The sequence below is a fragment of the Parabacteroides sp. PFB2-10 genome (assembly GCF_029893085.1).
Classification (GTDB): Bacteria; Bacteroidota; Bacteroidia; order Bacteroidales; family Tannerellaceae; genus QVMG01.
In genome coordinates this window covers 43730-62172 of sequence record NZ_JARXWI010000003.1, presented here as the reverse complement: position 1 = coordinate 62172, position 18443 = coordinate 43730, and the positions used below count along the sequence as shown (strand labels likewise).

General features: G+C 50.3%; 10 protein-coding genes, 1 tRNA gene and 2 pseudogenes. 5 read left to right on the top strand and 8 right to left on the bottom strand.

Annotated features, from left to right (window positions below):
• Positions 1–65 precede the first annotated feature (65 nt).
• Positions 66–139: transfer RNA gene (locus tag M2137_RS03540), tRNA-Asn, on the top strand.
• Between the two features lie 126 nt (positions 140–265).
• Here M2137_RS03540 and M2137_RS03535 read toward each other — a convergent pair.
• From M2137_RS03535 to M2137_RS03525, 3 genes and pseudogenes are all read right to left on the bottom strand, one after another.
• On the bottom strand, positions 266–517 hold the full coding sequence (locus M2137_RS03535) for a hypothetical protein (RefSeq protein WP_280765086.1): 252 nt from the start codon (positions 515–517) through the stop codon (positions 266–268).
• 375 nt (positions 518–892) lie between these two features.
• On the bottom strand, positions 893–4510 hold the full coding sequence (locus M2137_RS03530; RefSeq protein ID WP_280765085.1) for a DUF4450 domain-containing protein: 3618 nt from the start codon (positions 4508–4510) through the stop codon (positions 893–895).
• A gap of 175 nt (positions 4511–4685) precedes the next feature.
• Positions 4686–5363 (bottom strand): annotated as a pseudogene (locus M2137_RS03525) (SGNH/GDSL hydrolase family protein).
• Between the two features lie 314 nt (positions 5364–5677).
• Here M2137_RS03525 and M2137_RS03520 point away from each other — a divergent pair.
• From M2137_RS03520 to M2137_RS03505, 4 genes are all read left to right on the top strand, one after another.
• On the top strand, positions 5678–8005 hold the full coding sequence (locus M2137_RS03520; protein ID WP_280765084.1) for an ATP-binding protein: 2328 nt from the start codon (positions 5678–5680) through the stop codon (positions 8003–8005).
• 414 nt (positions 8006–8419) lie between these two features.
• The gene (locus M2137_RS03515) at positions 8420–11212 is read left to right on the top strand and encodes a glycosyl hydrolase (RefSeq protein ID WP_280765083.1); all 2793 of its coding nucleotides are present in this window, start codon (positions 8420–8422) and stop codon (positions 11210–11212) included.
• Positions 11209–13284, top strand: a complete 2076-nt coding sequence (locus M2137_RS03510) for a beta-galactosidase (protein ID WP_280765082.1) — start codon at positions 11209–11211, stop codon at positions 13282–13284. The genes M2137_RS03515 and M2137_RS03510 overlap by 4 nt, the downstream gene beginning before the upstream one ends.
• Before the next feature lie 41 nt (positions 13285–13325).
• Positions 13326–14561: a glycoside hydrolase family 88 protein gene (locus tag M2137_RS03505; RefSeq protein WP_280765081.1), complete on the top strand. Its 1236-nt coding sequence runs from the start codon at positions 13326–13328 to the stop codon at positions 14559–14561.
• On the opposite strand, the gene M2137_RS03500 is transcribed toward M2137_RS03505, so the two are convergent.
• The 5 genes and pseudogenes from M2137_RS03500 to M2137_RS03480 form a co-directional block, all read right to left on the bottom strand.
• Positions 14558–15403, bottom strand: coding sequence for an SGNH/GDSL hydrolase family protein (locus M2137_RS03500; RefSeq protein ID WP_280765080.1), 846 nt, complete (start codon positions 15401–15403; stop codon positions 14558–14560). The two genes, M2137_RS03505 and M2137_RS03500, sit on opposite strands and share 4 nt — an antisense overlap.
• 9 nt (positions 15404–15412) lie before the next feature.
• The gene (locus M2137_RS03495; RefSeq protein ID WP_280765079.1) at positions 15413–16294 is read right to left on the bottom strand and encodes an alpha/beta hydrolase; all 882 of its coding nucleotides are present in this window, start codon (positions 16292–16294) and stop codon (positions 15413–15415) included.
• Positions 16295–16680: 386 nt separating this feature from the next.
• Positions 16681–16995 carry a type II toxin-antitoxin system RelE/ParE family toxin gene (locus tag M2137_RS03490; RefSeq protein ID WP_280765078.1) on the bottom strand — a complete coding sequence of 105 codons (315 nt, stop codon included), beginning with the start codon at positions 16993–16995 and terminating at the stop codon, positions 16681–16683.
• The gene (locus M2137_RS03485) at positions 16986–17255 is read right to left on the bottom strand and encodes a hypothetical protein (RefSeq protein ID WP_280765077.1); all 270 of its coding nucleotides are present in this window, start codon (positions 17253–17255) and stop codon (positions 16986–16988) included. The genes M2137_RS03490 and M2137_RS03485 overlap by 10 nt, the downstream gene beginning before the upstream one ends.
• Before the next feature lie 102 nt (positions 17256–17357).
• Positions 17358–18443, bottom strand: a pseudogene (locus M2137_RS03480) (glycoside hydrolase family 88 protein); the annotation flags it as partial.

Genomic DNA, 18443 nt, shown 5'->3' with positions numbered 1-18443 from the left:
AGCTTGTACTTTTGCAGAGCATTTTCAGAAAGGCCTTTAGTGAAAGGTTCGAAAAGCGAACAAATTCTTCCTTAGCTCAGTTGGTTAGAGCATCTGACTGTTAATCAGAGGGTCCTTGGTTCAAGTCCAAGAGGAAGAGCAAAAAGACCGGTTCCGTAAAGAAACCGGTCTTTTTTTGTATCAATACATTATCAAATTCTTCTCTCTTGACTTCCCTTATAGCCCTATTGTGCAATAGAAACAGCCCATCCCTCTCTTTTCACTCCTATTTGTTGTTCAAGTCAATTACAGCCAATACCTGTTCATCGTCTTTGTAAACACAAGCATATATATGGTTTGTCGCTTCATCTACCGTGAAGTTGGCGATATGATATCCGGTTTCATAAGCAGCCACCGGATTGCCCTCCCAGTCCAGTTGCCAAATTGTTGTCGGGGTATGAACCGGATTCTTTATGCCAAACATGGTTGCATTTACGACCCTGTCGCCTGATGGATTGACTGATTTTGCCGCATACATATTCACGAACGCATTCCACTCTTTCTGACTTTCAAACGGTTCCGTACATGAGTCTGCTCTTGAATTCGATGTGAATAGATGTTAATTTACTCATTTTCGACGAAACCCCCAATTTACGATTTGTAATTTCGGCGGGACTTTTCGCGCAAAAAGGGGGGACTTTGAAGACAAACTCCCGGGAGAAACACTTTTTAACGTATGGATTTGTAAGTAAAAAGGCTGTTTTGCTTACAATCGATATTTTAACATTTTTGAAATGAGACCTTCTCAGAAAGACCATCTTTCCCCCTGCCCCACAAGAGAGGGGAATAGTTACTGATTTCTTCAGACAGGAGGGAACCTTCACATTTTACATTACCTGATCTTGCCAGCTTCCTATTTTAGTAAGGTGACACCCATTAAGCCGATAATCACCTCATTGGCGATTGTCTCTATGGTGAGTGACTCCAGTTCTTTCTCCGGATCGAGCGGCAGATCGAGCAGGGTGGCCAGGCCACCGTCGATATACAACGGGTTGTTCGACATCTCGATGCCGAGATCTCTGGCATGATAGCGGCTGACTGCGCCCGTCTTCAGACTTACCCGCCAGGGACGGGGCTGCGGGCTATTGAAGACCCATCCATCGATAAAGATGTCCTGATCGAGCGGCAATAGGTTGTCGGGCAGCTTCAATTCGAGTGTTTCCTGCGTGCCGTCTTTGTAGGTGATGCGTATCTGACCGTTTAATACATGACACTGCATATGATAAGTGGAACCGGCCACCAACAGATAGGCCTTCGACGCCTTGCCATTAAGAGGCAGGCTGGCCTGGGTGGGGTAGTTGTCCCAAAGGGTCGTAAACAGGATATTGGGCGCGTCGCTACCGCCGGGCGTGGCGAAAGGTATGCCTTGGGGCATGGTGAAGCTGTTTTGTTGACTTGCGGCTATACGGCGTATGCCCGTATCGTCGATAGAAGAGAGGCGCGTCGGATGGCACCATTGCCCCATACCCTGGGTGGGTACCTGATGTGTCGTATAGGGATGGCGGGGTGTGAGGTATTTGCCAAACTGAAAGATATCGCGTACCCGGTCGTTGAATGCAGCCTGCATATCGACTTTTTGGTAGTTCGCACCAGATGGGTTGGCGATATGCCAGTTGATCGCCTGGAGTGTATAGAGCGCCTTGGCCGACCGTATCTCCACCTTATTGGATCCGAGGGTGGCTAACGGCGACGCAAACGAGTAGGCTTGCTGTGCATGAGCAGCGATATTGACCGACTGGCCTGTCGTTTTATGGTTCAGGAAAAGCTCACCCGTCAGGGGATTGTCGCTATTATTCACTAATAGAAACTGCAGTGTTTCCGCCTCGGGTCGATTGATTAGCTCGACTCTCTTCACCACTTTGATGTCGACCGGGCGCCAATAGCTCATCTCTCCGGTGGCAACCCGGACGAAAAGAGTGCGGTGTCCCTCCTGAGCATTGACAAGACCGCTTAAGAGACCGTTTTCTACACGTTCATTTGAAAGAACAGCTTGCGGATCATAGATCTCGCCTGCGGCGAAAGGCAGCTTCAATGACAACTCTTCTCCGTTGGCTATCGTGGCCGATAGCGGTGAGTTCAGGATCTTGTCCCCCGCCCATTCGATGATGATATCGTATTTGCACGCTATGCCTGCGTCGAAACGTATCTTTGGCATGGAGATAGCCTCTTCCGCCAACGTGTAGGAAACCTCCTGCCCATTTACCGTGATGCGTTTGACTTTGTTTGTTGGAGCGTTCAATTCCATAATCAGTTGCACGTTTTCACGGGGCAGATCGGGTTCGATTGTGTACTGTTCCGTGTGGCCGGTGCGTTTAAACGAGTAGGCCATATTCTTCGTCTTGATGTCGGCAAAGTCCCAGTCTTCCGGGAATCCGGGACGGATCACCAGCCGGTTGTTTATCAGGTCGGGGATAATGCCGTACATACCCTGCACTACGGCTCTCACACCCATAGCCACCGGATCGGAGAAGTCGCGGTAGATCTCTCCGCGGGCAGCGTCGTAAAAGGATACCTGAGTGATATTTCCCGGACCGGAGCCGAGATACATCGCGTCGAGAATGGTGCCTTTCAATATCTTAAAGGCCTCGTCGCCTCGTCCGGCCTGCCAGAAGGAGAGGGCGGTATGGGCGTTTTCGGCGAAGGCTACATTATTGATCGACCAGTCGTAAGGCTGCCAGTTGGTGGTGGCTACCACATAGTTGTCGGTCTCTTTTAACCCTTTCCCGATCACCGGGATATGGGGTAGCTCCGTATCTACGTAGCGGGTAGCCTGATAGGCTTGGAAGGGATCATGCACTTCGGAGTCGATGGCGTGATAGATACTCCATAGGCCGGCGTTATCATGTCGCATCCCATGTCCCATCACATCGACGAACTCGGCCCACCAGCCCTTCTCACTGATCCAGAGTTCCCGGTTCATAGCGGCCAGGATGCGTGCCGCCTCCTCTTCGTAGCGGGTTGGATCTTCGCCGATCTTGCGGGCAATCTCGGCAGTCATGCGGTTGGCTCGGTAGTTGTAGGCCGACGAGTGGGTCACCTTTCCCCCGTTGTATTGCAATCCGTCCGATGCCCAGATGCAGCAGACGGCGTCGTAGAGGCTGTCGCCGTCGGGATCGAACGCATTCTTTTCCCACGCCAGGTGTCGCTGGAGCACCGGGAAGATCTCCCGGGCATAGGTCATGTCGCCTGTCCAGTTAAGGTGCCACAAAAGCTCATCGATAAAGACCAGGTTCATATCGTAATGGTGCATCGTGTTTGTTGTGTTGGGCGTACGGCAGATGTATCCGTTGCTATACATCGGTGTGCCCCATATCTTGGCGGGTCGGGCGAGATGCAATTCCTGATCCTGGCTGTGCGGAAGGGTGGCCGGCCGATTGGTTACCTGCGAGTTGATATAGCCATTGAAGTGGGTACGTGCCCGATCCTGTCGGCCCATCAGATCGGCCAGGTAGGCGGCGCGCCAACCGGTCAGGGGCACGCGCCAGCCAATCGCTCCGTGCAGATAGCCGGGATCTTCCCACACCGCATCCTCCGCCCCGGAGAATATACCGCCCAAGGTGTTGATAAAGGGGTCGGGCGTGTTCAGTTTCATAGTCGATGCCACCTCGGTGCGGTAGGCTACTCCGTTGTTGAACGCCTGCTCCAGATCGCTATAAGCGAAGTCGGCATGGCTTTTGGGGTTATGCAATTCGAAATAGATAGGATCGGAAGAGAGTATGTGTTCCGCCAGAATAACAGGTTTCTCGGAGGGTTCGGAATGCAATAGCTCCGGCAGAGAGTCGACGAGGCGTGCATCGCCCAGGCGCAAGGTAGCGCCCGTGGGGAAGAGACCTGTTAGCTGGTTTGAGGTAGCGTAGCTGAGTGTAAATCGATTGTCGGTCATCTCGTATTGATTACCCAAACAGTTCTCCGCTTTGATAAAGAAGCTGTCTTCGGGATCAACACCCAGATCACCCTCGCGGCTGAAGCGCTGGTTGTTGGCTCCTCCGTAGATCCAATGGATTTTCAGCCCCTCCGGCAGGTTCTCCGTCTGGCATCTCACCACCAGGCCGTCGGCATCCGACAGAGCCACTGCGTCGAGGATGAGCAGACCATCGCCCAGGATGCGACTATCTCGCATGATATAGGTGCGCTGACCCGATTTGAAACGTGATTCGATCGATGCCAGATCTTTGACCCATACCGTTTCGGAGGGTGTGGAGATCGCCATATAGACGCTACCGCCCAGCCTCGGCATATAGAGACCGAACTCCGGGTAATCACTCGTTTCGAAACGGAATCCTGTATTGGTGCCATAGATGGCGCGGTTGAAGCGTTTCGTGCCGTTGTTGATCACGAACTCTTCCCCTTCGGGATGATACCTCAACTCTCGCTCTTTCCCCTGCCAGTAGCGGGGCGTTTGCTCTGTTTTTTGTGAGCAGGCCGAAACCAGGCATAAAGATAAAGCCGCTCCTAATAGATAGTGTTTCATGATAGTTTGATTCATGTGGTAACAATGCTATATAAACTTTACCATGCAAAAGAAAGGTATTACCCCCACTTTTCTATATGAAAACTATCCATACTTGTGTAAATTTGTACACCTGCCTCCTTTTGTACGATATTACATGTCGAAAAATAGGGCGCGAGGCAGCGCGTAGGAGTCCTTACCGAATCACTTTTTTCAGTGCCTCCTGCACGAGATGTTCCATGATTCGATAGGCGTCTATATTGGGATGTACGCCATCGGCTGCATACTTCACAGGCAATCCACCCTCGTCATCGGTTAAGGAGGAGTAATAATCGATATACGCCAGGCTGTTTTGTTCGGCATACTTCTTGATCATTACATTTAACTCAGCGATTTTTTTCGCCGGCTCTATCTCCGGGCGCCATCCGAAACGGGTAGCCGGCAGAACTGAACACAACACCGGAGTGATCCGGTTCGCCTTGGCCAGTTCAACCATAGAGATGATATTCCCCAGGATATATTCCGGAGCTATGTAGCCATTGTTTTGTGCAATATCGTTTGTGCCGGCCAGGATAACCACCACCTGTGGATGCAAATCAATCACATCCGGACGGAAACGCACCAGCATCTCCGAAGTTGTCTGCCCGCTGATGCCTCGACCTACGTACTGGTTTTCGGTAAAGAAGGTCGGATCTTCGCGTACCCATCATTCGGTAATGGAGTTGCCCATAAAGACAACTTTCGGAGAAACGGTCACCTCTTTATTTGCTTCCGCGTAACGACTGAATTTAGCCCAGTCTTTTTGTTGAGCGTTGAGCGACATTGTCATCCCTAAAAAGAGCGATAAATAGATGATTGATGTTAGATTTTTCATATTGTATTATGTTTTAATATATATATATCCTATACGGAGTTTCGAACGAAACAAATATAAGTATTTTTTAAAATATCAAATGATTCGCGGTGATCAATCAGGATGGTATAACTTTCTTTTCTTCTTCTGATTTGATATTTCGTTTGTTATTGGATAAGTTGATTGCCCGAACATATATAGTTTATCCAAACAATTATTTGACTTATTTGTTATGAATGCGCAGATTCCTTGCGTTTTTTTGGTAATTTTGCCGGCGCATTAGCTTGTTGAGGCAGAGTAAGAAAAAGAGGCATCACTACGACATATCGCATACTATGATAACTTTTATACAGGAACATCCGTTCTTTTCCCTGTTTTGTTTGCTCCTAATCCTGACGCTGGGCTATGTGGGTTATACCTTTCATAGGTACCGACGCCGGCAAAGGGAAGATATGCAAACGGCCAACAGTTGGATGAGTCAGTTGCTTGGTTCCATTCCAGATACGGCCATTATCTACGATTCCGACCTACGGATTGTCAATATTATCAACCCACAGAAGAATTTTCTCTTTCAGGCTGACATAGAGCAGTATATCGGTTTGTCGGTCTTCGATATGGCACGGATCAATCTTTCCCTGCAGAATGCCGCCGAGGTAATCTCGGAATATGTTGTGAAGACTGCCGGTACCGGCGAATCGTTCGTGTTTGAATATGCGATTGTCCGGGGCGATGAAACCTTCTATTTCGAAGCAACGACGGTTCCCTTCGTCAACGATTACGTGATTTGTTTTACACACGATGAGACCCAACACATCATTGCCCGCAAAGAGGTCAACCGTCTGAAAGATTTCTTTCAGTCGATTGTCGACAACCTCCCGGTGGGACTATTGGTAAAAGAGATAACCAATGAATTCCGTTTTGTCTTCTTCAATCACCATCTGCTCGACTTCTTTGGTGACAAAGTGGTCTTCGAGTTGGGGAAAAACGAATTAGAGAGCGACGATCCACGTGCTCCCATCTATTACGCCGAAGACGAGAAAGTTGTCGCCGGTGGTGAACCGGTCTCTTTCGAACGTGTCTCGCTGAATCCCGACACCGGATTGCCGGAGCGTTGGGAGGTGACGACCAAGAGTTGTTTTACCAATGCTGATGGGAAAGAGTACCTCATGGCCGTCACGGTTGAGACGACTGATATACAAAAGAGAGAGTTTGAACTGGGAAAAACCAAAGATGCCCTCAGTCTGGCTCTCGAGGCCGGCAACGTATCAGCCTGGTATTATGATTTTGGTCTCCGCCAGTTTATGACACTCTACGGCCAAACCCTCTCGCAGGAGGGTAAGAGCTTCGACGAGATTCTTGCTATGCTTCATCCCGACGATGTGCCTCAATACCGCCGGATGATGGAACGTTTTTCATCCGGAGAGTCGGAGAAAGGCAAATATATCTACCGCTTTAGAACGGAAGAAGGCAATTGGGAATGGTACGAAACCTATATTATCAGCCAGAAAGCCGAAAAAGAGGGACTGCCTCCCCGTGTGATCGGAACCGAAAAGAATATCACCGAAGAGATACTCAAGCAGAAAGAGCTGATCGACGCCAAATCGAAACTGGAGCTCGCCCTTAGCTCTTCGCGTATTATCCCCTGGGAGTATGATCTTCAGGCTGACTATATTACTTCGGTTAATCCCCAAGCTTTCGAATTCCCGGGCTACACTTTCGACGGTATTCGTCAGTTTATACATCCCGACGACTGGGGAGCCCTGGACGAGGCTGTCGAGCGGTTGATCAATGGTAAAGAAAAGATCGTTCATTTCGAAATGCGTTTAGTTGGTGAAAAGGAAGAGGAACTACGCTGGTTTGCTTACACCGCTTCTGTTACCGGACGTGATGTCAACGGCCATGTATCGGCTATTACGGGTGTTCGTCGCGATGTTACGAATGTGAAGATGACCGACGAACTCATTGAACTGCGCGATAAAGCCGAACGTTCCAATCGTATGAAAAGCGCCTTCCTGGCCAATATGAGCCACGAGATACGCACGCCGCTCAATGCCATCGTAGGCTTCTCGCAGCTTATGATGCAGGCTGAAGACCGTCAGGAACAGGAAAACTACTATGAGATTATCGAAGCAAACAACGAACTTCTATTGCAACTTATCAGCGACATCCTCGATATCTCCAAGATCGAAGCCAATGAGCTCGACTTCATCTACTCCGGCTTCGAGGTGGCTTCCCTTTTTCATACCTTGGAAAAGGTCTATGTCGACAAGGTCAAAGAGGGTGTCAGCCTGATTACGACGCTTCCTGAGCGCCTTTGCCTTATCTATTCCGATAAGAACCGGCTCACACAAGTCGTCTCTAACTTCATTAGCAACGCCATAAAGTTTACTACTCAGGGTTCTATCACCATGGGTTTTGATTATGTCGAAGGCGGTCTGCGTTTCTTTGTGCGGGATACCGGAAAGGGAATCGACAGTGAACACCGCGAACGGGTGTTCGATCGCTTCTCAAAATTTGACTCCTTTATCCAGGGCAACGGACTGGGGCTTTCCATCTGCCAGTCGATCGTCGAACACCTCGGCGGTGAGATCGGTGTCAGCTCCGAATTAGGCAAAGGTTCCGAGTTCTGGTTTATCATCCCTTGCGAACCGGTTCTTCTCTGACCTTTCCATTGGATCTTCCCTGCTATATCCGTTTTTTATCTCATCCGACCAGACGATGTGATGTCGTGTTTCGTGCGACAAATCGCGAAATGTTAAAATAGCGATTGTAAGCAAAACGGCCGTTTTGCTTACAATCCCATACGTTAAAAAGTGTTTCTCCCGGGAGTTTGCAAAAATACTCCTGCCTTTTTGCGCGCAAAACCCTTCCGAAATTACAAATCGTAAATTGAGGGTTTCGCTGAAAACAGGCGGATTAACATTTGTTAAGATTGTTTATGTTCGTTTTGAAGCAGAAGAACCCTCTTTTGAACGAATTTACACGGAAATGTACAAATATACAGGAGACGGAGTGGAGAAGAAGTGTACTTTTGTTTGACTTGCCTGAAAGAGATAAACTAAAAATAAAACAGAGATATGAAAAGAGTTGTTTGTGCCCTGTTGTTATTGGGCGGTGTGTTAGCTGGCTGTGCTGATCGTCCGGTAGAAACCGACTGGCCGGAGATTACCCGGGAGATGAAACCATGGACACGTTGGTGGTGGCTGGGTAGCGATGTGGATTCGCTGGGTCTCACCTATAACCTTGAAGCGATGGCCAAGGCTGGCATGGGTGGTGTCGAGGTGACTCCGATCTATGGGGTGAAAGGACGCGAGGCTCATTATCTCCAATACTTATCGCCGGAATGGATGCGTATGTTGGCTTTTACCGAAACGGAAGCCGAACGTCTGGGCATGGGCGTGGATATGAATACTGGTACGGGATGGCCATTTGGCGGCCCGGATGTGTCGATTGAAGATGCGGCTACCCGGGCTATATTTCAACGATATGCATTGGCAGGGGGCGAACGCCTGAAGGAGCCTCTTGCGGTGAACGACCGCCGTCAGGCGGCTCATGCACAACTACACAAATTGATGGCCTATTCGGCCGGTGGCGAAAAGCTGGATCTGACAGAGCAGGTTGCAGCCGATGGCCTTCTCGACTGGACGGCGCCAGAAGGAGAGTCCTATCAATTAGTCGCTTTGTTTATCGGAAAAACCCGCCAGATGGTCAAGCGGGCGGCGCCGGGTGGCGAAGGCTATGTGTTGAATCACTTCGACAAAGAGGCGGTGATGCGCTATTTTGGCAAGTTCGAGCGGGCGTTTAAGCAACATAACACACCGATTCCCCATAGTTTTTTCAATGACTCTTATGAGGTGTTTGGAGCCGATTGGAGCGATTCGCTGCTCGACGAGTTTGAAAAACATCATGGTTATCGCCTGCAAGACTATTTTCCGGAACTATTGGCCAATGGAGAAAATGATATCTCCGTACGCGTTGTGACCGATTACCGCGAAACGGTAGGGCGGATGTTGAAAGAGAATTTCACCGAGCCGTGGGTGGAATGGGCGCATGCCCTGGGTGCAACGGTGAAGAACCAGGCACATGGCTCGCCGGCTAACCTGCTCGATCTCTACGCGGCAGTGGATATTCCCGAATGTGAAACCTTTGGTAACTCAGACTTCGACATCCCACTGCTACGGAAAGACTCTATCCGGAAGGTCAACGATGGCGATCCGACGGTATTAAAATATGCCTCTTCGGCGGCGCATGTCACGGGCAAGCCCTATACCTCTTCCGAAACATTCACCTGGCTGACGGAGCATTTCCGCACTTCGCTCTCACAATGCAAGCCGGAGATCGATCAGATGTTTACCTCGGGTGTCAACCATGTCTACTTCCATGGCTCTACCTATTCGCCGCAAGAGGCGGCCTGGCCCGGTTGGAAGTTTTACGCTTCGGTCGATATGTCGCCTACCAATACGATATGGCGCGACGCACCGTCGTTCTTCGATTATATCACCCGGGTGCAGTCGTTCCTGCAACATGGCACGCCCGATAACGATTTCCTACTCTATTTCCCGGTTTACGATATATGGAGCGAGCAACGAGGCAACTATTTCATCTCCTTCACGATCCACGGGATGCGCGAGCGATTGCCTAAATTCTGTGGTGGAGTAGAGGAGATCATGCGGCAGGGATACGACCTGGATTATATATCCGACCAGTATATTCAAAACACGACTGTAGAGAATGGTTTGTTGAAGACGGTCGGGGGAACGACCTATAAGGCGTTGATCCTGCCTTCCGTTCAATATATCCCGCTGGAAACGATCGAACATATTCGTCAACTGGCCAAAGAGGGGGCTACTGTGGTGTTTATGGATCAGTATCCTTCGGGCGTTCCCGGATTGGCACGCCTTGAGGAGCGTGAGAGTCGTTTCGCAGAATTGATGAAGGATTTTCCGACGGTGAACTCTTTCGATCAGGTGACTATGCAGTCGTTCGGTCGTGGAAAAATCCTGACCGGTAGCGACTATGCCGATGTGTTGTCGCATTGCGCTGTGCAACAGGAGGCATTCGTTTCGGAGATTGGCGGGCAACTGATTCGTCGTCGCCATACGGATGGACATCATTACTTTATGACATTGTTGCAGAACCGCCCGGTCGATGGCTGGGTTCCCTTAGGTGTCGATGCCCGGAGCGCGATGTTCTTCGATCCGATGACGGGTAAGAAGGGACGCGCCGCCCTGCGCCGGCACAATGGTCGGACGGAGGTCTATATGCAATTGCAACCGGGTGAGTCTGTATTATTGAAAACATTTGCGAAATCAACTGTCGATACGGAAATGTGGGATTATTATAAACCAGCAGCTAATGCCCCTCTTCACCTGGAAAAAGGCTGGATACTCCGCTTCCCGGAGAGCGATCCCGTTATTCCGGAAAGCTATACCTTGGAAACCTTAGGCAGCTGGACAGACCTGCCGGGTGAGGATCTGAAACGGAACAAAGGAACCGCTTTGTACACGAACACCTTTATGATGGAGAAAAATCCCGAGAGCGATTACCGCCTCGACCTGGGTGATGTGCGGGAGAGTGCGCGGGTGCGGGTGAACGGACAGGATGCCGGTACCCTGTATGCCGTTCCTTTCCGGACAAATATAGGTGCCCTGCTTCGGGACGGCGAGAATAGGATCGAACTGGAAGTGACCAATCTGCCGGCGAACCGGATTGCTGACTACGACCGCCGGGGCGTGGAATGGCGTATCTTCCATGAGATTAATTTTGTAAGCATCACTTATCAACCGACCCAATTCGATATATGGGGCGTGGTGCCTTCCGGGCTGTTGGGACCGGTCACTATTCAAGAGATTAAACAATTTGAACCATGATACGAAAAATCACATTGATAGGTCTCTGCCTGGGGTTGAGCCTTCCCTTTCTAATGGCTCAGAAGAGTTATTTCAATCCGGCGGATCTGACCACGGTTGGTACCTATTATTATCCCGAACACTGGGATGAATCGCAATGGGAGCGCGACTTGAAGCAGATCAAAGCGCTGGGATTCGATTTTGTGCATTATGCTGAGTTTGCCTGGGCACAACTGGAACCTTCCGAAGGTGTCTACGACTTTGCCTGGCTCGATCGGGCAGTCGACCTGGCGGATCGGCATGGTTTGAAGGTGATCCTCTGCACCTCTACGGCTACGCCGCCGGTATGGCTGGTGCGGAAACATCCCGATATCCTGATAGAAAACGAAGACGGTACGCGTAAAGACCATGGTTCGCGCCAGCATCCGTCGGCATCCAATAACTACTACCGGCAGTATTCGCTTAAGATGATCGAGAAGCTGGCGGCGCATTATGCAAACGATAAGCGTGTCATGGGGTGGCAGCTCGATAACGAGCCGCGTCCTTTTCAGGATTATGGCAAGGATGCTCAGCAGCGGTTTCGCGATTTTGTAGAGAAGAAATACGGTACGATTGAGGCGCTTAACAAAGCCTGGGGCACGGCCTTCTGGAGCCAGCTCTATAGCGACTTCGCGGAAATCAATATCCCGCGTGTCTCCCAGCAGTTTATGAACAACCACCAGACGCTCGACTATATGCGTTTCTATACCGAAGAGATTGTCAGTTTCTTAGATGAGCAGGCGACGACAATCCGTCGACAAGTGAATCCATCACAATGGATCACAACCAACTATATCCCCGAATACTCGGACGGACATCTCCGCAAAAGCGATGAGTTGGATTTTCATTCCTATACGCGTTATATGGTGTTTGGCGAAAACTATGGGATCGGACGCAAAGGCTATCGCCTGGGACCGGTGGAGCGTATTGCCAAGGCAAACGATTTCTTCCGCCCGATCGACCGTCTCTATGGGGTGATGGAACTGCAACCCGGACAGGTCAACTGGGGACAGGTCAACTCCCAGCCGCTGCCCGGTGCCGTGCGCCTCTGGCTGTGGCATGTGTTTGCCGGGGGCAGCCAATTTGCCTGTACCTATCGCTACCGCCAGCCTATCTATGGAACGGAACTTTATCACTACGGCATCGTAGGGCCTGACGGCGTTACTCCGACGGCAAGCGGTTTGGAATACGCGCAATTTATCAAAGAAATCGCTCAACTGCGTAAGGTGTATGATCCGAAAGCCGGGAATCCAGCGGCTTACGAGAAACGGCGTACGGCGATTCTCTATAACCACGAGAACACCTGGGAGATGCAACGCAACAAACAAACCATTGCCTGGGATACGGAAAAGCATATCGATAAATACTACGATGCCCTGAAGTATATGGGTACTCCTGTCGATTTTATTGACGAAGGCGATGATTTTGGAAAATACAATGTGATGATTGCTCCGGCTTACCAGTTGATCGACGAAAAGCTGGTGGCGCGATGGACCGACTATGTGCGCCGGGGAGGCAACCTGGTGTTGACCTGCCGCACAGGACATAAGACCCGCAACGGGCAACTGTTCGAGGCACCTTTTGCCGCACCTGTCTATCCATTGATTGGTGCCAAGATCGACTTTTATGATCTTTTGCAGCCCTCAACACCCGATCATATTCTCTTTGAGGGCAATCAATACCCCTGGGTGAGCTGGGGAGAGGTGTTGATCCCCGACAAAGAGACCGAGACCTGGGGAACCTTCCTGGGCGACTTCTACGAAGGGCGGCCGGCTATCACCTTCCATCGCCTGGGCAAAGGAACGGTGACCTACGTCGGTGTCGACTCGCAGGATGGGCAATTGGAGAAGAATGTATTGGCAAAACTATATGGACGCCTTGATATCCCGGTGATGGATCTGCCGGCCGGCCTGCATATCGAATACCGTGACGGATTCGGCATTGCTGTCAACTATGCCGACAAAGCCTACACCCTGCCGCTTCCCGCCGGAACGAAGTTTTTGATTGGTGGCATGGAAATCCCTACAGCCGGTGTGTCGGTATGGAAAGAGTAACTCTGTTTTAGTAAATTGATCACTTTATATATATGTATGATATGAAACGAAAAGTATTGCTTTTAGCAGCTATCGCGTTAGTTTGTCCGGTTATCATCTTCGGACAACAGCGTTCGGATGAAGAGGTTATCCGGGCAGTTGCCGATAATATTCTGAAACAACCGGTTACTCAGTTTGTGGGTGTAACGACGAAAGAGGTGTATAACAGTACGAAAGAGATCCCTCAAGGCGAGGATGTCAAATTCAAAAGCCCACTGACCGAGTGGCATTACTCCAACGGAGTGTTGGATATGAGCATGATTCGGCTGGGTCAGTTCCTGAACGAACCGAAATACATCGAGTATGCGAAGCAGCATGTGGCTTTTGCCTTTGCCAATTATACATACTTTCAGAACACCTTCCGCAACGACCGCCGCCATTGGTACTGGCCGTTTGGGCAATTATGGAACTTCAAAGAGCTTGATGACTGCGGTGCCATGGGAGCTGCCGTGGTGAATGTGTACGAACTGGATCCCCGTCCCGAATACCGCGAATACATCGAGAAGGCTGCCAACCATGTGATGTACGGGCAAGACCGACTGGAAGATGGTACGCTTTGCCGCACCACGCCTCGCGAGATGACCGTCTGGGCTGACGATGTCTATATGAGTGTCTCGCTTCTTTCGCAGATGGGAGGAATGACCGGGGATATGAAATACATTGATGAAGCAGCCAAACAGATCATTCAGATCACCGACTACCTCTGGTGTCCGGAGAAAGAGTTGTTCTATCATGGTTATTATACGGACAGGAAACGCAACGGGGTTGCTTTCTGGGGACGGGCCAACGGATGGATCACGGTGTCGATCACCCTGGTGTTGGATGTGATGCCGGCTGATCATCCCCGGCGGGCGGAACTGATCGCTCTCTTAGAGAAGCAGATTGTAGGAGCCTCGCGCTACCAGAACGCGAACGGTATGTGGAACCAATTGCTCGACAAGCCCGATTCGTACGACGAGTCGTCGATTACGGCTATGTATGTGTATGGCATTGCCAAGGCGATCAATAACGGATGGATCGACCCAGCCTATCGCCGCATTGCAGAGGCGGGTTGGAGAGCGTTGAAAGAGACACAGATCACAGAAGAGGGACAGTTTCGGAATGTCTGTGTGGGTACCGGAATCATGGACGATCTGCCCTTCTACTACAGCCGCCCGGTAGGCGATAACGAAAAACATGGCCTGGGATTGATTATCGATACGGCCATTGAAATGATGAAATTGACTGTCCGGCGCTAAAAACGCGCCGGATGGGCCAATAATTGATACAGAAGGGTACGAGCCATGCGTTCGTGCCCTTTGTTGTTGGGGTGCAGGCGGTCTGTTTCGGTATCCCGGAGGTAGATAAGCTGCTCTTCCACCATGGGGTTGATACCGCTTACCGCATTGAAATCGATCACAGGTACACCCCATAAACTGCCGGCTTCGCGGATCGCTTCCACGTAGGCATCGATGTATTCACTGCAGGCGTTCTGGTAGTTCTCGTCGGGTTGCACGTTGGTATCGCCGAAGATAGCTGTCGAGCGGTGGAGCGGTGTCAACAGGATGATCTGTTTGTCGGGGAAGTGTTGTTTGAGCCAACGCAATCCGATATTGATTCTTCCTTTGTAGGTGCTGTCGGTATAGTGGAAGCTGCGTTTGGTGCGCAACACCTCCTGCTTGGGCTTGCCGCGGGCGGCCATCACCATCTCTTTTGTTTCGGTGTACCAGCTGCCGACAGGTATACTTGCATTAAAGTCATTCGTTCCCAGGAATACTAAGATCGCGTCGACCTCCTGACCATGTTCTTTTAGTAACCGTTCGCCTTGGTTGGGCACATCGTTCCATTGGCGTCCGCTGATGCCGTACACATAGGAGGTGATACCCAGCCATTCATCCAGCCATTTCCAGTAGTTCTTGATGGATCCATTATATAGATTGGGGTCGGTGATCGAATCGCCGATATAGCCTACCCGCATACCCACCCAGGGATGCTTTATCATGCCGTCGGGCGAAACGACCATCTCTTGTGCCTGAGTGAACGAAGTATTGCCCCCGAGCAATAGGCATACGAGGAGAAGGCCTACTATTTTCTGTCTCATACTCTTTACTTATTGCGGGGAAACTGTTTTTTTGTCTATCTCTTTCAGCCAACGCTCGAAGGAGGCTCTGAATTCATCCTTGTATTTGAAGGTATCGCGCCATCCCCATCCATGTCCTCCTGTCGGGTAGATATGAAACTCACAGGGTAGTTTATGGGTCTTCATCGCTTGGTAGAAGCGGATACCGTTTTCGGCCGGTACGGCCGTGTCGTCGTCGCTATAGGCTATAAAGGTAGGAGGGGTGTTGGCCGATACGCGCAACTCGTTTGAATAGGCGGCGATAAGCCCCTCGCTCGGGGTGTCACCGATCAGGTTACGACGCGAACCGCCGTGGGTGAATTGTTGATCCATCGTGATTACCGGGTAGATCAACGCGGCGAAGTCGGGACGGTTCTTGGGCGATGTGAAGTGGGTCGCTGCCGTCGAGGCGAGGTGTCCGCCGGCCGAGAAGCCCATGACGCCTACCTTATTGGTTGCGATATGCCATTCGGCAGCCCGTTCGCGGGTGATTTCGATCGCTCTGAATACATCTTTTGCCGGGATGGTGTAATGCCCCGCCGGCATACGGTATTTCAGGATAATGGCGGCAATGCCCCGCTCGTTGAGCCAAGCAGCCACCTGGTATCCTTCGTGTTGCATGGCCAGGCCGCTATAGCCTCCCCCGGGGCAGATTACGATCGCCTGTCCATTGGCTTTCTTTGCCGCAGGCAGGTAGACAAACAACCGGGCATCCGTTACGTTATTGAAGCCGGCGCCGTCGGGGCGAACCGTTTCGGTCAATCCGGAGTTCTCCGGCGCACCGCCGGGCCATAACTCCAGTTCGATTTTCTGTTGGGCAGAGGTCACTATGGAGGCACCCAACAAACAGGTAAGAATCAATGATTTTTTCATGTAGAACTATGACTATAAGTTGTTTTATCTATATACAAAGATAATAATTCCCCGTTTGCATACGTATCATTTTACCTACTTTGAATAACACCTGCAAAAATGGCAGACGTTTATATTATTTGGAAACCAGGAAAAGCGAGAAAACAAAGTGTAAGTAGTATGGCTGATTTTCTAATGAAATCACCTTCTGTTACTTACAATCCGATGTGTTAAAAAATGTTTCTCCCGGGACTTTTTTCGCAAAGTCCTACCATTTCGGAAAAATTCTCCTGCTGAAATATCAAAATGATAATTGCTGTTTTTTTTAAAAAGGTTGTTTCTGATTTTAGGAAAAGGCAGGAGTGTGACAAATTGGCAGGGAAAGGAGGGCGGGAATAAGAATTATTTTACTTTCCTGTTTCCGAGGTCATACGTTCGGGGTTTTGGCGACAATCCCAAATACCTGTGATGTAAACGATTTCTTTTTCTAAGCGATAGACTATTTTATAGTGGCGATGGGCTACAAAAGAGAAGTAAGTTTCAGTAGCTTTTTCTATGCCGGGTTCTATATGCCCCATTTTAGGAAAGCTTTTCAGGCGAAAGATGCAGTTGTTAATCTTTTCAGTGATTCTTTTTGCTGTCTGTGCGTTGGCAATTTCAAAGTAGTAATCAATAATACCTTGCATTTGTTTTTCAGCCTCGTCCGTCCACCTTATTTCCATGAGTCTATTCGCGCATTCAAGCGCTCCATAACCTCTTCATGTGTAGAAATGCGTCCGGCGGCAATGTCTTCTTCCGCTCGGCGAAGAGATTCCAGTTTTTCTTCCTGTGTGTAGGGGAGACCGGGGATATGTTGAACGGTAACTTCCGTTTTTTCGTTTGTCAAGTGAATGGTTTTGCGAACGGAAGGCTTCATGTTGCGTATCATACTCATCAGTGTACGACCCGCTTCACTATTTTCATCAAAGGTGATTGTTGTCATAAGATTCCCTTCTTTTCTACAAAGATAAAAGATATAGAGGAGAAATAAAACATATCTCTCCTCTAATTATTTTTCCTTCTTATCCGATACGAAGGGGCGGGGTTATTTCAATCCCGCCTTTTCTCTTTCGAGTACGGCCATGATGAAGGGGCCGATCACTTTCGGGTCGTTGGCGCGCACCAGTTCGTTGATGTAGTAGTCGTAGTCGCCTGAGCGGTTGTTGCTTCCACCGAGGCCGGCTACGCCGCAGGCTTTGGTGATGTTCATCAACCCTTTTTCGTCGAACTCAACAAACTCATCGAGGAATCCGGCAAAAGCCTTTTCGGCCACCTGACGGTAGGATTCGTCGATATATCCCAGGCGTACTGCTTTCGAGAGGGCGTAGATGAACATAGCCGAACAGGTCGATTCGAGGTAGTTGCCGGGATCGCCGCTGCGGTCTAACACCTGATACCAGAGTCCTGTTTTGGAGTCTTGTATTTTTTTCAATTGAAGCGCTATGTTTTGCATAATGGCGATGGCCTGATCGCGTCCCTTTTGGTCGGCAGGGATAAAGTCGAGTGCATCGACAATGGCCATAGCATACCATCCCAGGGCGCGTCCCCAGACATGTTTGGATTGTCCGGTCACCGGATCGGCCCAGAACATCTGGCGGCTCACATCGCAGGCATGGCGATAGAGGCCGTTGGCCGGGTCGTAGGTGTGGCGGGCAGCCATCAGAATCTGGTTGATCCCGTCGGCGTAGTCGTCGGGACGGTTATAGCGCGAGGCGTATTCCACCATAAAAGGGGTACCCATATAGACACCGTCGAGCCATACCTGGTTCGGATAGATCTTTTTGTGCCAGAATCCTCCGTCGTCGTTGCGCGGATGGGTGGCCAACTGGCTATACAAGAGGTCGAGTGCTTTCTTCACCTTCTCGTCGCCGGTCAGGTCGTAGAGCTTGAACAACATCTTGCCGCTGTTCAACCGGTCGATATTGTATTCCGACAGGCGATAGGTCTTGATAGAACCGTCGGCCTGGATCATGGTGTCGGCGTATGCCTTGGTGTAGTCGAGGTATTTCTTATCGCCTGTACGTTCGTAGAGTTGCAGGAAAGCCTGCAGTTCCAGCCCGTGGCAGTAGTCCCATTTCAGCGTGCGCTGGAAGTCGAGTTGCCATGATTCGGGATAACGCGCCATCTCCGA

Bases quoted from the DNA above. Each gene is read 5' to 3' on its own strand.
- M2137_RS03530 (WP_280765085.1), bottom strand. From the start codon at position 4,510: ATGAAACACTATCTATTAGGAGCGGCTTTATCTTTATGCCTGGTTTCG.
- M2137_RS03500 (WP_280765080.1), bottom strand. From the start codon at position 15,403: ATGAGACAGAAAATAGTAGGCCTTCTCCTCGTATGCCTATTGCTCGGG.
- M2137_RS03485 (WP_280765077.1), bottom strand. From the start codon at position 17,255: ATGACAACAATCACCTTTGATGAAAATAGTGAAGCGGGTCGTACACTG.
- M2137_RS03520 (WP_280765084.1), top strand. From the start codon at position 5,678: ATGATAACTTTTATACAGGAACATCCGTTCTTTTCCCTGTTTTGTTTG.
- M2137_RS03505 (WP_280765081.1), top strand. From the start codon at position 13,326: ATGAAACGAAAAGTATTGCTTTTAGCAGCTATCGCGTTAGTTTGTCCG.
- M2137_RS03515 (WP_280765083.1), top strand. From the start codon at position 8,420: ATGAAAAGAGTTGTTTGTGCCCTGTTGTTATTGGGCGGTGTGTTAGCT.
- M2137_RS03510 (WP_280765082.1), top strand. From the start codon at position 11,209: ATGATACGAAAAATCACATTGATAGGTCTCTGCCTGGGGTTGAGCCTT.
- M2137_RS03490 (WP_280765078.1), bottom strand. From the start codon at position 16,995: ATGGAAATAAGGTGGACGGACGAGGCTGAAAAACAAATGCAAGGTATT.
- M2137_RS03495 (WP_280765079.1), bottom strand. From the start codon at position 16,294: ATGAAAAAATCATTGATTCTTACCTGTTTGTTGGGTGCCTCCATAGTG.
- M2137_RS03535 (WP_280765086.1), bottom strand. From the start codon at position 517: ATGTATGCGGCAAAATCAGTCAATCCATCAGGCGACAGGGTCGTAAAT.